This window comes from Rhizobium skierniewicense Ch11, from assembly GCF_023757665.1.
Taxonomy (GTDB): domain Bacteria; phylum Pseudomonadota; class Alphaproteobacteria; order Rhizobiales; family Rhizobiaceae; genus Agrobacterium; species Agrobacterium skierniewicense.
Genome location: NZ_RXPG01000030.1, coordinates 201,522 through 220,013, shown reverse-complemented (window position 1 = coordinate 220,013; position 18,492 = coordinate 201,522). Strand labels below are relative to the sequence as shown.

17 protein-coding genes are annotated in these 18,492 nt (G+C 56.9%); 11 read left to right on the top strand and 6 right to left on the bottom strand.

Annotation, left to right across the window (positions count from 1 at the left end):
- Positions 1 to 111: 111 nt before the first annotated feature.
- The 6 genes from EKM04_RS20935 to iolG all read right to left on the bottom strand — a co-directional run bounded on the left by EKM04_RS20935 (position 112) and on the right by iolG (position 6,084).
- A complete protein-coding gene (locus EKM04_RS20935; RefSeq protein ID WP_183893247.1) occupies positions 112 to 912 on the bottom strand; it encodes a TIM barrel protein in 801 nt (266 codons plus the stop codon).
- 33 nt (positions 913 to 945) lie between these two features.
- On the bottom strand, positions 946 to 2,064 hold the full coding sequence (locus EKM04_RS20930) for a Gfo/Idh/MocA family protein (protein ID WP_183893245.1): 1,119 nt from the start codon (positions 2,062 to 2,064) through the stop codon (positions 946 to 948).
- A gap of 9 nt (positions 2,065 to 2,073) precedes the next feature.
- Complete coding sequence (locus EKM04_RS20925; RefSeq protein WP_183893243.1) at positions 2,074 to 2,853, bottom strand: ATP-binding cassette domain-containing protein; 780 nt, start codon at positions 2,851 to 2,853, stop codon at positions 2,074 to 2,076.
- 2 nt (positions 2,854 to 2,855) lie between these two features.
- Entirely contained in the window at positions 2,856 to 3,962 is a 1,107-nt protein-coding gene (locus tag EKM04_RS20920) for an ABC transporter permease (protein WP_183893241.1), read from the bottom strand.
- Between the two features lie 61 nt (positions 3,963 to 4,023).
- Entirely contained in the window at positions 4,024 to 4,947 is a 924-nt protein-coding gene (locus EKM04_RS20915; RefSeq protein WP_174155202.1) for a sugar ABC transporter substrate-binding protein, read from the bottom strand.
- Positions 4,948 to 5,091: 144 nt separating this feature from the next.
- Positions 5,092 to 6,084, bottom strand: coding sequence for an inositol 2-dehydrogenase (gene iolG, locus EKM04_RS20910; protein WP_183893239.1), 993 nt, complete (start codon positions 6,082 to 6,084; stop codon positions 5,092 to 5,094).
- Positions 6,085 to 6,252: 168 nt separating this feature from the next.
- Between iolG and EKM04_RS20905 the strand changes: the two genes are divergently transcribed.
- From EKM04_RS20905 to EKM04_RS20855, 11 genes are all read left to right on the top strand, one after another.
- Positions 6,253 to 7,281 (top strand): LacI family DNA-binding transcriptional regulator, encoded by a 1,029-nt coding sequence (locus EKM04_RS20905; protein ID WP_183893237.1) that lies wholly within the window; start codon positions 6,253 to 6,255, stop codon positions 7,279 to 7,281.
- A gap of 262 nt (positions 7,282 to 7,543) precedes the next feature.
- Positions 7,544 to 8,347 carry a GntR family transcriptional regulator gene (locus EKM04_RS20900; protein WP_183893235.1) on the top strand — a complete coding sequence of 268 codons (804 nt, stop codon included), beginning with the start codon at positions 7,544 to 7,546 and terminating at the stop codon, positions 8,345 to 8,347.
- Positions 8,344 to 9,855, top strand: coding sequence for an ABC transporter substrate-binding protein (locus EKM04_RS20895; protein WP_183893233.1), 1,512 nt, complete (start codon positions 8,344 to 8,346; stop codon positions 9,853 to 9,855). The genes EKM04_RS20900 and EKM04_RS20895 overlap by 4 nt, the downstream gene beginning before the upstream one ends.
- Before the next feature lie 81 nt (positions 9,856 to 9,936).
- The gene (locus EKM04_RS20890; RefSeq protein WP_183893231.1) at positions 9,937 to 11,442 is read left to right on the top strand and encodes an ABC transporter substrate-binding protein; all 1,506 of its coding nucleotides are present in this window, start codon (positions 9,937 to 9,939) and stop codon (positions 11,440 to 11,442) included.
- A gap of 13 nt (positions 11,443 to 11,455) precedes the next feature.
- Entirely contained in the window at positions 11,456 to 12,382 is a 927-nt protein-coding gene (locus EKM04_RS20885) for an ABC transporter permease (RefSeq protein WP_183893229.1), read from the top strand.
- Entirely contained in the window at positions 12,379 to 13,248 is an 870-nt protein-coding gene (locus EKM04_RS20880; protein ID WP_183893227.1) for an ABC transporter permease, read from the top strand. The genes EKM04_RS20885 and EKM04_RS20880 overlap by 4 nt, the downstream gene beginning before the upstream one ends.
- Positions 13,249 to 13,252: 4 nt before the next feature.
- On the top strand, positions 13,253 to 14,038 hold the full coding sequence (locus EKM04_RS20875) for an SDR family NAD(P)-dependent oxidoreductase (RefSeq protein ID WP_183893225.1): 786 nt from the start codon (positions 13,253 to 13,255) through the stop codon (positions 14,036 to 14,038).
- Complete coding sequence (locus EKM04_RS20870; protein WP_183893223.1) at positions 14,035 to 14,937, top strand: polysaccharide deacetylase family protein; 903 nt, start codon at positions 14,035 to 14,037, stop codon at positions 14,935 to 14,937. The genes EKM04_RS20875 and EKM04_RS20870 overlap by 4 nt, the downstream gene beginning before the upstream one ends.
- A 4-nt stretch (positions 14,938 to 14,941) precedes the next feature.
- Complete coding sequence (locus tag EKM04_RS20865; protein WP_183893221.1) at positions 14,942 to 16,507, top strand: gamma-glutamyltransferase family protein; 1,566 nt, start codon at positions 14,942 to 14,944, stop codon at positions 16,505 to 16,507.
- Positions 16,504 to 17,505 (top strand): ABC transporter ATP-binding protein, encoded by a 1,002-nt coding sequence (locus tag EKM04_RS20860; RefSeq protein ID WP_183893219.1) that lies wholly within the window; start codon positions 16,504 to 16,506, stop codon positions 17,503 to 17,505. Before EKM04_RS20865 ends, EKM04_RS20860 begins: the two co-directional genes overlap by 4 nt.
- Entirely contained in the window at positions 17,502 to 18,485 is a 984-nt protein-coding gene (locus tag EKM04_RS20855; RefSeq protein ID WP_174155224.1) for an ABC transporter ATP-binding protein, read from the top strand. Before EKM04_RS20860 ends, EKM04_RS20855 begins: the two co-directional genes overlap by 4 nt.
- The last annotated feature ends 7 nt before the right edge of the window (positions 18,486 to 18,492 follow it).

Below are 18,492 nucleotides of genomic sequence, written 5' to 3'. Positions count from 1 at the left end.
CTACTTTTATCCCGCAAACTGTTGATCGCATGGTCAATTCGAGCGGTTGTTTTTCATCTCGGCGCGATCCACGCGAGCCAAAAGCGCTCCTTACCTTGGGTCAGAAGAAGCCTATTCGTCACCGCTCATGTCCACCGTAAATGCGCGCCGAAATGCCTCAAGAGCATGTTCCGGCTGATCTTTTGCATAGGCCTCCATTCCAACGGGACCACGGTAGCCCATATCGAACAATGCCTTGGCGATGCCGGGATAATGGATTTCACCTGTCCCTGGTTCATATCGTCCAGGCACATCGGCAACCTGTATTTCTCCGATCCAGGGCAAGCAAGCTTTACATGTCTCTATCAAATTCCCCTCCCCGATCTGCACGTGGTAGAGATCGAGATTGAGCTTCAAACGTGGATGGTTGACGCTTTCCACCAGCGCAAGTGTATCTTCCGCACGACCGAATGGGGTACCAGGGTGGTCAACCGGAAGATTAAGGTTCTCCAGAGTAAAAACGACATCTTCCCTTTCGGCCAGATCTGCGATGCGCGCAAGTGTATCACGCGCCTTGAGCCACATTCGTCCTGTCATGACTTCGCTTGCGCGGATCGGAAGCCCGCCTTCGCCAAGACCTGTGCCATGCAGATTGAGGCGTTCCACCCCCAGACGCTTACCGATTTGGGCCGTCTCGCGGGCGGAGCGTAGTAATTCCGCCGCGCCTTCGTCGTCCGCCAGTCTCCCTGTGAGATAGCCGTTCATGATGGAGAAGGTCGCACCTGATCTTTCCAGAGCCACCAGATCATGATTTGGCCAGTTCCATAGACCCACCATAAAACCAAGCTCGTTGAGGCGCGCGCAGCGCCACTCAATCGGTTTGTCACGCCAAAGCATTTCAGCGCAGGCGGCAAGCGAAAACGGTTGCTCCATTCGTCTCTCCTTTTGAAGACTGCTTCCATACCGCTACAAGCGGATGACGGCCCCATTCGATATGGCCATGGCATGGATGATTTTTTCTATCTCGAGCGCATGGGCGAAATCAGGGCCGACATTTGGGGCTCCGGCAATGGCGGCAAGAAGGTCGCGTGCTTCTATGACTTTTTGTTCATTGAAACCGAAATTATGACCAGGAGCAGGACAGAAGGCGGCGAAATCCGGCTGATCCGGTCCGGAGAGGTGACGAACAAACCCTGCCTCTCCCGTCTTGTGCACCCAAAGCTCGTTCATGTTTTCCTGATCGAAAACGATCGTGCCGTCCTGTCCGTGCACCTCCCATTGAAGTCGGCATTTGCGCCCACGTGCCACCCGCGACGTGGCAAATGAGCCCTGAGCGCCCGATGTGAACCGCAAGAGCGCCATTGCGCTGTCCTCGTTCTCAACGGGCTTCGGCCCGTCGGGAGATGGACGCGTTGGAATGGCGACCTGCGTCTGGGCGACCACATCGGCCACCGGCCCCATCAGTGCCAGCATGTGACTCACGAGGTGGCAGCCAAGGTCGCCAAGTGCGCCGAGGCCACCACCTTCGTGAGTCATCCGCCAAGACCACGGGAGGAGTGGGTCGGCGGAGTAATCCTCGTCATAGACCCCGCGGAATGCGAGGGGTCGGCCTATAGCGCCATCTCCGATCAGGTGTCGTGCGGCCTGAAAGGCTGGGCTTCTCAGATAGTTGTAGCCGAGCATCGTTGCCTGACCCGGATATCTGGCGGCCGTCGCAGCCATCGCCTCGGCATCTTTGAGCGTCAGTGCCATCGGCTTTTCGAGCCAGACGTGCTTGCCGGCCTCCAGAGCAGCTTCCGCCATCGGACGGTGCATGCCATTTGGAGCCGTAATCGAGATGACATCGACGTTGGGATCGGCCACCGCTTCCTGCCAGCGTGCCGTAGACCGGGAAAAGCCGAACTGGCGGGCATAGCTTTCAGCGCTTTCTGGCGTGGCATCGCTGAGAATTTCCAGACGATGATGGGCGCCGCCGAAGACGGCAGCGACATTTCGCCAGGCCATGGCATGGCACTTTCCCATGAAGCCAGTGCCAATCAGCGCGATGCCGAGCGGTCGGTCAGGAAGGATGGATGATGTTGCCATGTTAAAACCTCAGATCGTTCCGCCAAGCGAGCCCTCGAGCGTCGCCATTTCCTGCCCTCCAGCCATCATGTCCTGCAGTTGCGACGCCGTGATTTCCCCGCGCGTGGCGGTGCCAAGTGTTTGGCCACGGTTGAGAACGGTAAACCGATCGCCGACTGCCATGGCATGGCGGACATTGTGCGAGATGAACACCACACCGATACCCTGTTCCCGTACGCGTTTGATGGTGGCAAGCACATTGGAGGTCTGTCGAACCCCGAGCGCCGAGGTCGGCTCGTCGAGGATCAGCACCTTTGCGCCGAAGTAAACGGCGCGGGCAATCGCAACCGTTTGTCGTTCACCGCCCGAAAGTGTCCCGACGGCCTGATCCGGACCACGCAAGTTGATGCCCATCTTGCGCATTTCGGCCATTGTGACTTCATTTGCGCGCTCGATATCGAAGCGCTTGAACAAGCCCCGGCCCTTGGTCGGCTCGCGCCCCATGAAGAAGTTGCGGGTCACCGACATGAGCGGGATCATCGCAAGATCCTGAAACACGGTCGCTATGCCAGCTTCCATCGCGTCGCGCGGGCTGCTGAACGACAGTGGCTTGCCCTCAAAAGTGATAGAGCCTTCCGTCGGCTTGTGCACGCCCGACATCGTCTTGATGAAGGTCGACTTTCCCGCACCATTGTCTCCTAGCAGGCAATGGCATTCGCCTGCTCGCAAGTCGAAGGTTACGCCGTTCAGCGCAATCACGTTGCCATAGTGCTTCTTGATATTCTCCATATGGATGATCGGCACAGACATGCTCAGCGTTCCCCTGTCACACGTCGACGAATGACGTTGTTGAAGATGACGGCCAAGAGCAGCATTGCGCCGAGGAACACCTGGAACCAATCCTGGTCGAAGCGGGTATATGTCAATCCGATCGTAACCATCCCGAAGATAATCGCGCCGAAGAAGGCCCCGATCGCGGAACCATACCCTCCCGTGAGAAGGCATCCACCAATAACGGCTGCGATAATCGCCTCGAATTCTTTCATGAAGCCGCGACGCGCATCCGTGGAGCCGGCATCAATGACCGTGATAATAGCCACGAGCGCCGCAGCGACTGCCGTGAGCATGAAGAGCGATACCCTGACGCGGCGTACGGGTACACCTGAGTTCTGCGCCGCGACGGAGTCGCCACCAGTCGCAAAGATCCAGTTTCCAACCGGGGTCCGCAAAAGGATGTAGGTCGAGATCAGCGCAAAAGCGATGAACCAGATGATCTCGACAGGGATGCCAGGCACTTTCGGCACACCCGACTTGAAACTGTCAACGATACCCGCTTCAGCCAGCCATCGCATGACGAAGCCGAAGGCGTCACCGGAAAACAGCGGTGCGAGGAAGTCGCCTTCAACGGCCTCGCGGATACCACGCAACTGCGTGGAGCCTCCTGTAAAAATCTTGAGGCCGACCAAGGACGCCCCCCTGAGAACAAACAGTCCGGCTAGCGTGACGATAAAGGACGGCAAGCCTGTGCGCAGGACGATCATGCCGTTGGCGGCTCCGAGAGCCGCAGCAAGCCCCAGGGTCAAAGGTATCGCGATAATCAATGGCATGCCGACATTCACGACGAAAACGCCAAACATCATACCGGCAAACGCCACCATCGAGCCGATCGACAGGTCAAATTCACCGCCAATCATGAGCAGGGCCGCAGCAATGCCAAGAATTCCGAGCTGGGCTGCCGGGGTCATGAAATTCATGACGCCTGAAAGGGTGAACATGGTACGGTCGGCAGTGATCATGAAGAAAAGTGTGACGAGAATCACTCCGCCTATTGCGCCTAATTCCGGCCGTTTCATCAGTTTCGTGGCAACGGATTCCGACTTGATCCGCTCGTCCACAGGTACGGCTGAGTCTATCGACATTGGTTTGTCTCCTGATCGGTGTCCGGACCGCAAAGACGAGTGCGGCCCGGTAACGATGTGATTAGCGAATACCCTTGGCCGACAGGTCGATGACCTTGGCAGCCGTGTCTTTGGTCACAAGGTTAGGGCCGGATGGCACATCTCCGCCGGGAATCAGGCCGTATTGCGCGTTGAGAGCAAGGAAGGCGACCGGCAGATAGCCTTGCAGGTATTGCTGCTGATCGATCGCAAATGCGGCCTTGCCGTCAGCGACATCCTTGAGAAAGCCGGCAGACAGATCGAAGGTCGCGATCAGCACGTCATCACGGCCAAGCGCCTGGGCTGCCTTGACAGTCGGTTCGCCGACGAGAGAGGCATTGAGCCCGAGTACAACGTTGACGTCCTTGTCGGAATCGAGCGCCGCGCGGACCTTGGACTCCACTTCAGTCGGGTCGTTATTGGTTGGGAGAACGCTGACGTCCTTGCCAAATCCCTCCTTGAAACCGGCGCAACGCAGGTCAAGCGAGACGTTGCCGACCTCCTGATTGACGCAGATGGCTTTTTTGCCGCCGAGTTCAGCGAGTTTTTGACCGGCAACCTTACCCGCATCGAACTCGGACTGGCCGACATGCAGTTTTGCACCAAGTTTGCGCGCAACGTCCGAGCCGGAATTCATGGAGATAACCGGGATACCCGCGTCAACAGCACGCTTGATCGACGGGCCAAGCGCATCCGCATCCGGGATCGACACGACAATACCATCGGGATCCTGATTGACGGCCGCGTCGATCAACTGTCCCATTGCGACCATGTCGAAGGTTTCGGGCGAGCGGAAATCGACGTTGACGCCGGTATCCTTGCCGGCCTTTTCGGCACCGTTCTTGACGACAGACCAGAATGGGTCGTTGGCCTGGCCGTGCGCAACGACGATGATATCGGTCGCAAGCACCGGAGTGGCGGCAGCGATAAGGGCAGCGGTAGCAGCAGCTGCAAGCAATTTCTTCATAACATCCTCCCAATTGAGTTACACAGCGTCACTCCCACGACGCTCCGTCTTTCCGGTCGCACGGGGCCGGCACCGAATGGCTGGACACATTCGAGGTGTCGCAGCAATATCCTCTGTGCCGCCTTGAAGCGGCACCGCTCATCTTTAAAAGGAAACCGCGACTGGCTGGCCGGACCGAGCCGACTGGGTTGCCGCCTCCGCCAGCGCAAGAGCTGCAACACCGTCTCGCAGCGTCACCGGCACAGTCGCACCATCAAGTATAGCAGAGACAAAGGCATCCCATTCTGCTGCATAGGCGCGCATGTAGCGTTCAAGAAAAAAGAACTCCGGCTTGGCGCTGGTGACACCCTGCTTCGTTGCCTTCGAGACCGTATTTTCAAGCACGTTTCCGGCTGACAAAAGCCCATCGGAGCCCAACAGCTCCACACGCTGGTCATAACCATAGACGGCGCGTCGGCTGTTTTTGATCACGGCAATGCGGCCATCGGCATAGCTCAGGGTCACCACGGCCGTATCGACGTCACCAGCCTTGCCAATCTCGGGGTCTACAATTGATGTGCCGACAGCATGAACGGCTTTAGGCGTCTCCCCCATCAGGAAGTTCGCCATGTCGAAGTCGTGGATCATCATGTCGCGAAACAGGCCACCCGACACTTTGATATAGGACACCGGAGGCGGGGCCGGGTCGAACGACGTGATTGACAGCAGTTCCGGTTTACCCACTTCGCCGGCAACAACGGACGCCTTGATTGCCGCAAAATTGGGATCAAACCTTCGATTAAAACCGATCATGACCGGCACGCCTATCTTCGAGACGACGTCCAGGCAGGCTTGAGCGCGCTTGAGCGAGAGATCGACCGGCTTTTCGCACAGCACGGCCTTGCCGGCAGCAGTTGCCTGTTCGATCAGATCCGAGTGCGTGTCGGTTGACGTCGCTATCAGTACCGCATCGATCGAGTCGTCGTTGAGTATATCGTCCAAATGAGCGTATGTGGAATTGTGTGCCGCCGCCAGTTGTCTGGCCACTTCTTCGTTGACATCCGACACTGCGGCAAGCTGACTCCTGGCATGACCAGCGATATTAACAGCGTGGACGCGGCCGATGCGACCAGCACCCAGCAACCCGACTTTGAGCATGTTTATTTCTCCCCTAAGAGGCACTCCCCTGCCCCTTGGATCCAGACAGTACAGTTTTTGCACCCGTGAGCAAGCCAATTTTGCTCACGGGTGCAGAATTTGTTTCAGGTAAAATTGAAAATGCTTATAAGCATTTGTGAATCGATCGACGAAGATCGCGGAGTTGACATGACTGACGACGGGACGACGCCATTTGCCAACATCACTGCTGACGATGTCGCCGAGGAAGCGGGCGTTTCGCGTTGGACCGTCAATCGGGCATTCCGTAAGGATGCCTCCATTTCGGCGAAGAGCCTCGAAAAGGTCCATGCTGCGGCAACGCGCCTTGGATACGTTCCTGACTTGCGCGCTGCGAGCCTTTCTTCAGATCGCTCCAATTTGGTCGCGCTTCTGATCGATGATTTTGCAAATCCCCACAAGCTTGTGATGATGGAGCGTCTGACCCGCATCCTTCGGCGAGAGGGTTTTGATATTCTGCTCATCAACACGCTGAACCGTGAAGATGCCAGCCGAGCCCTCCTCAACGCCAGCCAACGTCGTGTCGACGCCGTCATTCTGATCGGATTGCAGTTCGATGATGAGGTGCTGGAGACCGCCCTACACGCACGCCGGTTTCGCAAACTTATCATTTTTGCCCGTACGTCACGCAATCCCAACACGATCTCGATCGCAGTCGATGATGTTGACGCCATGAAAAAGATTGCTGATTACGTCAGGGAACAGGGCTATCGCAGACCGATGTTTGTCGCCGGACCAAGCACGTCGTCGGCGCATCTCCTTCGCAAAGAGACTTTCATGGACTATTGGGGCCAGCACTTTGGCTACCAGCCAGAAACAATCGAGGTCACGGCTTATGATCCGGCGCTCGCTTCCCGCGTTGTCGAGGTCGCCCTGTCTGGACGTGAGCCAACGTCGCGCCCGGACATTCTGGTCTGCGAGAATGATGCTCTTGCGATCGGCGCCATCGATGTCATTCGTCACAAGCTTGGTTTGCGCATACCGGAAGATATTGCCATTACCGGGTTCGACGACGTGCCCCAGGCGGACAACCCCAACTACAGCTTGACAACCTATCGACAGCCGCTGACCGAGATGGTTGAATACCTCGTAAAAGTCCTGGCAAACCCGGACCGAACAGATCTCGACCGATTGTTTGCGGGGACGCTGATCCAGCGCGGCAGCGCCAAGGCGCGTTGAAGCCGCCGATCATCCAGACAACGACCGGACGAGCGCCATCTGCCAGTGAGATCAGGCCATCTCTCAGCATCCCCTCGCCTATCGTGTTGATGAGCACATCACAACCATACCCGAACAGAGGTACGCTCTGTTCGTTCAGGCATAGCCCGCGCGCCCCACCGGCATCCCGCAGTTTTGAAAAGCGAGATAAAAATTCCAATTTACTTTTGTGAAATGTCAATTTTTACCTTGTGAAATCTCAGAACGAATATATCGTGATCATATGCTAGATCAGTCCTCGCCACTCACCCATTCGATCCTGCAACCTGAGGGCAAGAATGCCTTTGCTCTCAAGCGCCTCAGGCGCGCCTTGATTGACTGTGAACTCTGCCCTTCAGAGTCCTTGTCAGAGGCTGATGTGTCTGACCGGTTCGGCTTGGGCAGGGCCGCAGTGCGCCATGCCTTTGCAAAACTGGAGGTGGAGGGGTTCATCTCTCCGATCCCAAGAAATGGCTGGCAAGTTGCGCCGATTACCGGCGCGGCGATTGGCGATGTTCTGGAAGCGCGATGTGTTGTAGAACCGCAACTTGCGACAGGTCTCGTCACGCAGCAGGATTTGAGACATCTCAGGATAATTTCGTCTCAGCTTGATGCGTTGGCCGGCCGCACAGAGGCCGAGGCCGTTGTCGCTTCGAGAGCCCTTGATCGTTCATTTCTCAATTTGCTGTCAAAGAGGCGCGGCGAAATCATAGCGCAGTGGGTAAATGGCGCCCTTGATCATTCCGCCAGACTGCTCTCATATTTTGAGGCCGGGCAGCCGGTTTACGCTCCATCTTCGCGCACGCAGTTGGTCGATCTTCTGGAAAGCGGCGACGAGCCCGCCGCACGCAGCCTCCTCTTGCAAGAGGTTTCACGGTTCCGGGAATACATTGTCGGCCGCATGCTGCGGTCTCGCACATTTGCATCTTCACTGACCGATGTCACAGGCGTCGCTACGATGGGCGGCGAGCTTTCTATCGATCACGTTACGGCGCCACGACGGCATGCAGCTCCATTGACTTCTAAAGATAAGGGTACTGAGCAATGACCAATTCTTTGGGTAAAAAACTACTGGTTTCAGTCTTTGGCGCCTTTCTTCTGACAGCGCCATTGGTGACACCTGCGCTGGCAAAAGACAGCCTGACGATCGATCTGGTCAACGAGCCTTCGTCGCTGGACCCACACGTGCAATGGAATCCGGACAGTTATTACGTCTATAGAAATATTTTCGACAATCTGGTCACACGTGACGATGCTGGCAAGATCATCCCGCAGGTTGCCACGGAGTGGAAATATCTTTCCGATACGGAAATCGAGTTCAAGATACGCAATGATATCGTATTTCACGATGGTTCCAAGCTGACTGCCGACGATGTGGCCTTCAGCGTCAAGCGTATCACCGACACGAAATTCGGTAGTCCGCAGCTTGGTCAGTTCAACAAAATCCTGGACGCGAAAGTGACCGGCCAGGATACCGTTACGTTGACCACGGACGGCCCGTATCCGGCATTGCTTGCCCAGCTTGTCAAGCTGTCCGTCGTTCCGAAGGCCATTGTCGAGCGTGTGGGCAAAGATGCGTTCAATCTTCAGCCGATAGGCAGCGGGCCCTACAAGTTCGAAGCGTGGCAGCGTGGCGTCTCCGTCACCCTTGCGCGCAATGACGCCTATTGGGGTGAAAAAGGAAAATTTGAAAAGGCAACTTTCAGGGCTGTGCCCGACGCCTCCACCAGATTGGCCAATCTTCAGGCTGGAACATCGGACCTCGGCGTCACGCTCGATGGGGATCTGGCGGCACAGCTCGAAGGCTCTGCGTCTGCAACGACGCTGTCGGCCTTGACGGAACGTGTTGCTTACCTGCGCCTCAATACGCAGAAACCTCCCTTTGACAATGTAAAACTGAGAGAGGCCGTTGCACATGCCATTGATAAGGAAGGCCTGATCGAAGGTATTCTCGGCGGTCATGATAAGGCAGTCGACGAGCTGGCAACACCGGTTCATTTCGGTTGGGTAGACGGCATCAAAGGTCCGGCATTCGATCCTGATCAGGCCAAGAAAATCGTCTCCGAGGCTGGAGAGTCTGCGAAGGCGAAAATCAATTTTGCAACAGCACCAGTCTTCGATCAACGTGTGGTCCAGGCCATACAGCAGATGCTGTCTGATGTCGGCTTCAACGTCGAAATCGAGATGACGGATATGGCGACCTATTTGAAGCGCTCTCAGGGGGGGCCGGAAACTGCGTCCTTGCTGGGCTACGGTCGCTGGTCATGCGCGTGTCAGGATGTAGACGGCGTTCTATTCCCCTTGCTGGATTCCAAAAACAGCTGGTCGACCTATCGCAACCCCGTTGTGGACAAGCAACTGGCTGATGCGCGATCGACCCTGGATGAAGGCAAGCGTCTGGAAAACTACCGGAAGGTGCATGAAACGGTAGGAAGCGATATCCCTGTTATCCCGCTCTATCAGGTGGCCGCAATCTATGGTGCCTCCAAACATCTCGTGTGGACGCCGACGCCGAATGAAAGCCTGTTTCTGAACCGCATGACATGGAGCGATTGAGGCACCGTATCGAACGCTTGCCAGAGCGTATCTGGCGCCAGCTCAAAGAAGCAGAAAGCTTCGAGTATAAAGGGAACGAACATGAAGAGCATGAGGAACGGATTGCTTGCCGTGGCCGCAGGTTGGTTGCTTTCGACGACCACCCTGCAGTTTGCGATGGCAAAAGATATGTTTACGGTCAACCTGGTGAACGAACCCTCGTCGCTTGATCCGCACTTGCAATGGAACCCAGACAGCTATTTCGTCTACCGAAACATCTTCGACAATATCGTCACACGCGACGATAACGGCAAGATCGTTCCGCAGCTGGCAACCGAGTGGACGTATCTGTCCGATACGAAAATCGAGTTCACCATTCGTGACGATGTGACCTTTCACAATGGCCAGAAGCTGACCCCGGAAGATGTGGTCTTCAGCGTGAAGCGGATCATCGATCCAGCTTTTGCAAGCCCACAGCTGAGCCAGTTCAACAAGATCGTGAATGCAGAGGTGACGGGCCCGTCTAAGGTCACGCTGACGACAGACGGTGCGTATCCGGCCCTGCTGGCGCAGTTGGTAAAACTTTCGGTGCTGCCGAAGGAGACGGTCGAAAAAGTCGGCAAGGACGCTTTCAATCTCAATCCAGTTGGCAGCGGGCCTTATAAATTCAAGCGCTGGGATCGCGGCGTTGCAGTCGTTGTCGAGGCCAATCCGGATTACTGGGGTAACAAGGGACCGTTCAAGGAGGTCACATTCCGTGCTGTCCCGGACGCGGCGACGCGCCTTGCCAATATTCAGGCCGGCGCTGCCGATCTCGTCGTCACGCTCGATTCCGATCTGGCCGCCCAGCTTGAAGGCTCGACCAGTGGCAAGGCGCTATCTGTACTGACCGAACGGGTCGCCTACTTTGCTTTCAATGCGCAGAAGGCCCCGATGGACAATCCCGACCTTCGCAAGGCGGTTGCCTATGCGATCGACAAGGAGGGCATCACCCAAGGTATCCTCGGTGGCTATGATAGGCCAGTCGATCAGTTCATGAGCCCTGCGCATTTCGGCTGGGTCGAAGGTGTGACCTCCACCCCTTACGACCCGGAAAAGGCCAAGGAACTCATTGCCGCCGCCGGTGCTGCGGCAACCCAGCCAATCCCGCTTTTGACGTCACCGGTCTATGACCAGCGTGTCGTGCAGGCATTGCAGCAGATGCTCACCGATGTGGGGCTTAATGCGCAGATCCAGATGACAGACATGGCAAGCTGGTTGAAGCAGATGCAGGGCGGGCCTGCGACCGTCCCGGCAATGGCTTTCAGCCGGTGGTCCTGTGCCTGTCAGGATGCCGATGGCATTCTCTTCCCCACTCTCAACTCCACCAGTGGCTGGGCCACCGCAGGCGACGAATCGATTGATGACGCGCTGGTCGCCGCGCGCCAGACGCTCGATGAGGCCAAGCGGCTGGAGCTTTACAAAACCGTGCAGCAGATCAACACGGACAAGAATTACCTGATCCCGCTTTATCAGGCAGCGATCATCTACGGTGCTTCGAACAAGCTGCAATGGAAGCCGACGCCGAATGAAAGCATGTTCCTCAACCGCATGACGTGGACTGACTGATGTTGGCAGCATCATGAAACATTTTCTCATCAAACGGCTCGGCGAGGCTTTGGTCGTGGTTTTCGGTGTCACGACGCTGATTTTCTTTCTTCAGCGTCTGACGGGTGACCCGACCTTTCTACTGGTACCCGAAACGGCATCGCTCCAGGATATCGAAGCGATGCGGCGTTCCCTCGGCTTCGACCGGCCGCTTCTCGTTCAATACGCTTCCTTTCTTCTGGATCTGATGCAGTTCGATTTCGGGCGGTCGATCATTCAGAACGTGCCTGTTGTCGATATCATCACGTCGAGATTGCCTTACACATTGATGCTCGCCGGTGGTGCACTCTTCGTGGCCTGTGGCATCGGTATTCCAGTCGGAATCTTTCTGGCGCTGTTTCACCGAAATCCCGTCAGCGTGTTTCTGGCCGGCGTCGTGCTGGCGGCGCAAAGCCTCCCGACATTCTGGAGCGGTATTCTGCTCATCATGTTTTTTGCCGTAAAACTCGGCTGGCTTCCGCCGTCATCGGCAGGCGGTTTCGAACACCTGATCTTGCCGTCCATTGCCTTGGGGCTGATCAGCATGGCGACGTTTGCCCGTGTCACGCGCACGGCCCTGATCGATGAGCTTTCCAAGGACTATGTCAGGACAGCACGCGCCCGCGGCGTGCCGATGGGGCGGCTGGTGGTCAAACATCTTCTGAGAAACGCATCCATACCCGTCATCACCGTCGCCGCCCTCGAAATCTCCAATCTTCTCGCAGGTGCCGTGATCGTGGAAACCGTCTTTGCATGGCCGGGTCTTGGACAACTCACGGTGCAGTCGATCATTTCCCGAGATTTTTTGGTCGTGCAGGGCGTCGTCATCATGGGGGCTTTCGTGACCATCGCGTTGAACATCCTTGCAGACGTTCTCTACAGCGTTGTCGATCCGCGCATCAGACTGGAGATCAAGCGATGAGCAGCGCAGTATCGGCGGCATCTCCGCGCACAAACCCCAGACGTTTGCGTCGCAATCTCAAGGCGCTGCCCTTCATCATCATCATGGCGCTCTTCGTGCTGGCTGCCATTTTCGCACCCCTCATAGCGCCCTATGATCCCAACACGCAAAATCTTCTGGGGCGCCTGAAAGTCCCGGGCACAACCGCACGCAACGTCTTTTACGCACTGGGCAGCGACGAGCTTGGCCGCGATCTGTTGAGCCGCCTGATATATGGCGCACGCGTATCGCTCTTTGTTGCGTTCTCGTCTGTCATTCTCTCCGGCATCGTCGGCACTGCGCTTGGAATGATCGCGGGTTACGCCCGTGGCGTGGTCGAAACAGTCATCATGCGCCTGACCGACATCTTCCTTTCCATCCCGGCTATCCTGCTGGCCATCATCACCGTCGCGATCCTCGGTCCCGGCCTCGTCAATGTCGTAATCGTTCTGGCGCTGACACGCTGGCCACGCTACGCCCGTGTTGCCTATGGCCAGACGTTGTCCGTCGCCAATATGCCTTATGTTCGGTTATCGCGCTTCATGGGCGCCGGTACGCTGCACGTCCTTCTGCGGCACGTTTTGCCAAACATCATGGGCGCTTTGATCGTCGTCGCTACGCTGGAGTTTGGTTTGATGGTGCTGTTCGAAGCGGGGCTGTCTTTCCTTGGTCTGGGTGTCCAGCCACCCACCGCCAGTTGGGGGGCCATGCTGAGCGTGGGGCGCAATTATGTGGCCACCGCCTGGTGGATCGCCACGTTCCCCGGCATCTGCCTGTTTCTCCTCGTCCTTTCCGTCAACATGCTCGGCGACCAGCTTCGTGATCGCTTCGACCCCAAAATGAGGTAGTTCTATGAGTAGCGATTTTTCCGGTAAACGCGTCGTTGTGACAGGTGCGTGCGGCGTCATCGGTCAATGGATTGTCGAGGCGCTCCATTCAGCGGGTGCGCATCTGTGTCTCACCGATGCCCGGACAGCAGAACTCGATGCACTTGCTACACGGCTGACGCTGTCGGAACAGTCGTTCGTTCACACCTGCGATCTCACAGATGCGCAGTCTATCCAGGGACTTGTGGACGCTGTTGGAAAAAACTGGGGTGCTCCGGATGTTGTCGTGAACAACGCCGGTATCTACCCAAGCGGCTTCCTTCTGGATATCGATGTCGCGGAATGGGATCAGATTTTCGACATCAATCTGCGCGCTCCCTTCGCGATCACGCGTGGCATGGCTCGATTGATGATCAAGGAAGAGGTGCGTGGCAATATCGTCAACATCTCCTCAGGTGCGGCCCGCAAGATGCGCCGTACCGTCGTGCCGTATTGCGTGTCGAAAACAGCGCTTGACCGTTTGACCAAGGGGTTCTCTCTGGAATTGGCAGAATATGGAATTCGCGTGAATGCCCTGGAACCCGGCTTTGCGGCGGGCAGCGCTGTCAGCAAACTAACCGACGACCATGTGAATACTGTTACCAACACCATCCCTCTGGGCAGGGCATCATCGGCCAAGGATGTGACAGACGCGCTGTTTTACCTCGCGGGCGACAAGGCAGCCTACGTCACCGGTGCTACTCTGACTGTAGACGGCGGCAACTCCGCGGGGGTCATGACGGTCTTTCAGGAGAAGAGGAGTGCACTTTGACACCTCTTTTGCAGAACTCTGGCCCATGGCCCGATTATCAGTGGCCCGACGGCAAGAAAAGCGCGTTCTCGTTCTCTGTCGATGTCGATGCCGATTCTCCATGGCTGTGGCAAAATCGGGACGACGCGTCGCCGCGGTATCTGGGTCAACTGGAGCAACGGCGCTACGGCCCACGTGTTGGTATCTGGCGCATTCTCGACCTGCTGGAGCGATACGACATCAAAGGCAGTTTTTTCGTGCCGGGTTCAGTGGCCGAGTACTATCCTGAGCTGTTGCCAGCATTCGTCGAACGCGGCCACGAAATCGGTCTGCATGGCTACTTTCATGAAATCGTCTCGCAGACGAGCGACGACGAGTTTTCCCAGGCGCTCGAAACATCACTCGAGATTTTTCATCGCCAGACTGGGATAAAACCGGCCGGTTTCCGCTCGCCTGCATGGGAATTGACGCCTCATATGCTGGCTGAAATCCAGCGCCACGGGCTGTACGATACGTCCCTGTCGGGCTTTGATCATCCATACGTCATCGGAGATGTCGTTGAGGTTCCGGTGCAGTGGGCGATCGACGACGCCATCTATTTCAAATTTCTAGGCGGGGGAGCCGACAACTGGTCGCCTGCATCGCCTCAGGCCGTCTTCGAGATATGGCGTGACGAGTGGCAAAACCTGCACCGTTATGGCGGCATGCTGATGCTGACAGTCCATGACTGGATTTCCGGCAGGGCGCACCGAATCCATCTCCTCGAAAAGCTACTCGACCTCGTAACCCGGGAAAAAGATGTCTGGGTTGCCACTGTCGGAGACATAGCCAGCCACCATAAGAACTCGCCCAATCACGACAAATATCGTGTCGATGCCGAAATACCGGCGGGGTTCAAAACCCGCACAAATATGGAATGACCTGATGCAGACCTGGACAATACAAAAGCCTTCCGTCGAAAATCGCGCGGGCATCGTCTCGGCCCAGAACCGCTTTGCAGCAGAAGCGGGAGCAGATGTTCTGGCAAGAGGCGGCAACGCCATGGACGCTGCAATCGTCACAGGCCTTGTACTGAGTGTTGTGGAGCCTTGGCTTTCAGGCATTGGCGGAGGTGGGTTTCTGCTTTATGCCGATGTCAAGACGGGTGATGTCCAAGGTCTGGATTTCGGCGTGAAGTCATCGCGCAAACTGGATCCAGGAAACTATCCGATCATTGGCGATCAGGGTGGCGACTGGTTCAATTGGCCTGGTGTGAAAGACGACGCCAATCTCATTGGTTATCGGTCCATTTGCGTCCCAGGAACAATTGCAGGCTTCTCCGAAGCACTCAAGCGCTTTGGAACATTAAGCTGGGCGGAGGCGCTGGCCCCGGCTATCGAGCATGCCGAGCGCGGTCTGCTGATGGACTGGTTTGCCTGTTTCTGTATCGCGACCGAATGGGCAACTCTGTCGAGATTCCCGACGACATCTGATATTTTCCTGGAAAACGGGAAGCCACCCCGGACATCGGATCGCGCCGGAGATGTTCACCGCCCCATGAATGCCAAGGTCAAGGTTCTGCGAAGGCTGGCAGAAGCGGGGGCGCGTGACTTTTATGACGGCGATATCGCTGCAAGTCTTGTGCGTGACCTGAACGCGGGTGGATCGCCCATAGATATGGAAGATTTGGCCTCCTATCAGCCGCGTTGGGTCGAACCGAAGACGATGGATTATCGAGGGTTCGAAATCAACGTGATACCAGGATTGAGCGGCGGACCCAGCTTCATCGAGGCTATGGAATTGCTTGCAAGTTCTCTTGTGGTTAACGAGATGCCGAATGCGGCGTCCGCCGTTGCCTATGCCACAGCCGCACGCACGTCCTATCGGAAACGGCTGATCACAATGGGACAAGCGGCGACACCGGATGGCGATTGCACGAGCCATATCAGCGTGGTCGATGCGGAAGGGAACATGGTCTCGCTGACAAACACGCTTCTGTCGCGGTTCGGATCGAAGGTCGCCCTGCCGGAAACCGGGTTTTTGATGAACAACGGCATGATGTGGTTCGATCCGCGTCCGGGCCACCCGAACTCCATCGCCGCAGGTGTGAAGCCGCTTGCCAATATGTGCCCGCTCGTGCTGCGCAAGGATGGACAGCCATTCATGGCCATCGGTGCCGCGGGTGGTCGACAGATTTTCCCGGCGCTGACGCAGCTTGTGTCCTACGTTGTCGATTACGGGTTGACGCTTGAAGAGGCATTTCATCGCCCCCGCATCGACAGCAGCACGCCGACAATCAAGATCGACCAGCGCGATGCCGACGACATCGCCGCTGCCGTATCCGAACACTACCCGGTGGAGATTGTCGACAACGCACTCTACCCGGTCAATTTCGCGATCCCGTCGGCCGTGATGATCAGAAGCGACGGCATGCATGTCGGCCAGGCGCACCCCTACAGCCCTTGGGCCCATGTGGCGGCTGAGGGCGAGACCGGCAAGGAGACCACATGATGGTTGGACAATCGGCGCCGCTGTTGAATGTGGAAGGTTTGCGCGTTAGCATCGATGGTGCGGCGATTGTCGATGGGATCGACCTTTCAATACAGCAGGGCGAGATACTGGCCATCGTTGGCGAAAGCGGCTGTGGCAAGAGCATGACGGCGCTATCCATTCTGGGGCTTTTACCAGACGCGGCCAAGATGCAGGGAAATTTGCGGATTGCCGACAAGGATGTGGGCAACTTAAGTCCAAGCGAGCGGCGAGCCTTTCGCAGCGCCAATATGTCCGTCATCTTTCAGGAGCCGATTGCCGCGCTCAATCCACTGATGCATGTCGGTGACCAGATTGCCGAGGCTCTCATTCTCAACCGGGGAACGGGCAAGGCCGAGGCCAAAACGACCGCCATCGAGATCATGCGACGCGTTGGCATCTCAGACCCTGAGCGACGCTACAGCCAGTACGCATTCGAACTGTCAGGTGGTATGTGTCAGCGCGTCTCGATTGCGGCGGCGCTGATCTCAAAGCCAAAACTTCTCATTGCCGACGAGCCGACGACGGCGCTTGATGTGACCATCCAGGCGTCGATCCTCGACCTCATGAAAAACCTCCGACAGGAGACCGGCATGTCCATCCTGTTGATTACACACGACATGGGCGTCGTCGCCGAAATGGCCGATCGGGTCGCTGTCATGTATGCGGGAAGGATCGTGGAGACCGGGTTGGTCGATGACGTTTTTACAGCGCCAGCGCATCCCTACACAAAACTGCTGTTGACGACGATCCCCAAGCTTTCGGGTGAACGCAAGACAGAACTCAACACCATAAAAGGCACCGTTCCCGATGTGGGCAACTGGCCTATCGGCTGTCGTTTTCGCAATCGGTGCCCATTGAGCGACGCGATTTGCGAAACACAGCCCGCCACCGAGCCCGCGCCGAATGGCAGTTCTATCGGCGAGTTTACTCACCTGCGTGAATGTTGGCACGCCGAAAGAACGGTTGAACTGGCATGACCTCACCCCTTCTCTCCGTGAAAGACCTGAAGATACATTTCAATGTCAGCCAACCGGCAGCATCCGGCGGACGCGCTGTCCTCAAGGCCGTGGATGGCGTCTCGATGGACATCGAACGCGGCAAGACGCTTGCTCTTGTTGGCGAGAGCGGCTGCGGCAAGTCCACGACCGGGTACGGAATTCTGGGCCTTGCATCCGTCACCAGCGGCGAAATCCATTTTGATGGCAAGCCTTTGGCTTCCATGCAGCCCAAGGCGCGACATGACCTTATCTCAAACGAGATGCAGATTATTTTCCAGGATCCGAGTGCGGCCCTTAACCCGAAAATGACGATCGCAGACAGCATTGGTGAACCGTTGAGGATCCGTCGCTGGTCACGCGCTGATCGCGCGAAACGAGTGGCTGAGCTTATGGAGATGGTCGGTCTCTCAGCCACGCAGGCCAGCCGTTTCCCCAACGAAATATCGGGGGGTCAAAGGCAACGCGTGGTGATTGCGCGTGCACTCGCTCTGTCGCCCAAACTGATCGTGTGTGACGAGCCCGTTTCGGCTCTGGATGTGTCGATCCGTTCACAGGTCCTGAATATTCTGATGAAGCTTCAACGGGAGCTCAACTTGAGCTACCTGTTCATTTCACATGATCTGTCCGTAGTTCGTCACATCGCCGACGATGTCGTGGTCATGTATCTTGGCACCATCGTCGAGCGGGGAAGGACAGATGACGTATACGGTTCACCGCGCCATCCCTATACCGAGGCGCTGCTATCGGCCATTCCGCTGGCTGACCCCGTGGCGCAAAGAGCACGTAAGAAGATCGTTTTGTCGGGCGAAATTCCAAGTCCGCTTGCAGCACCGTCAGGGTGCCCCTTCGTTACACGCTGCCCCATCAAGATCGAGCGTTGCTGGACAGATCGGCCTCAACTCGAGCCTACGAGCAATGGCACCGATGTCGCCTGTCATCTGCGGCGCGAACAAGCTTAGGATCCCT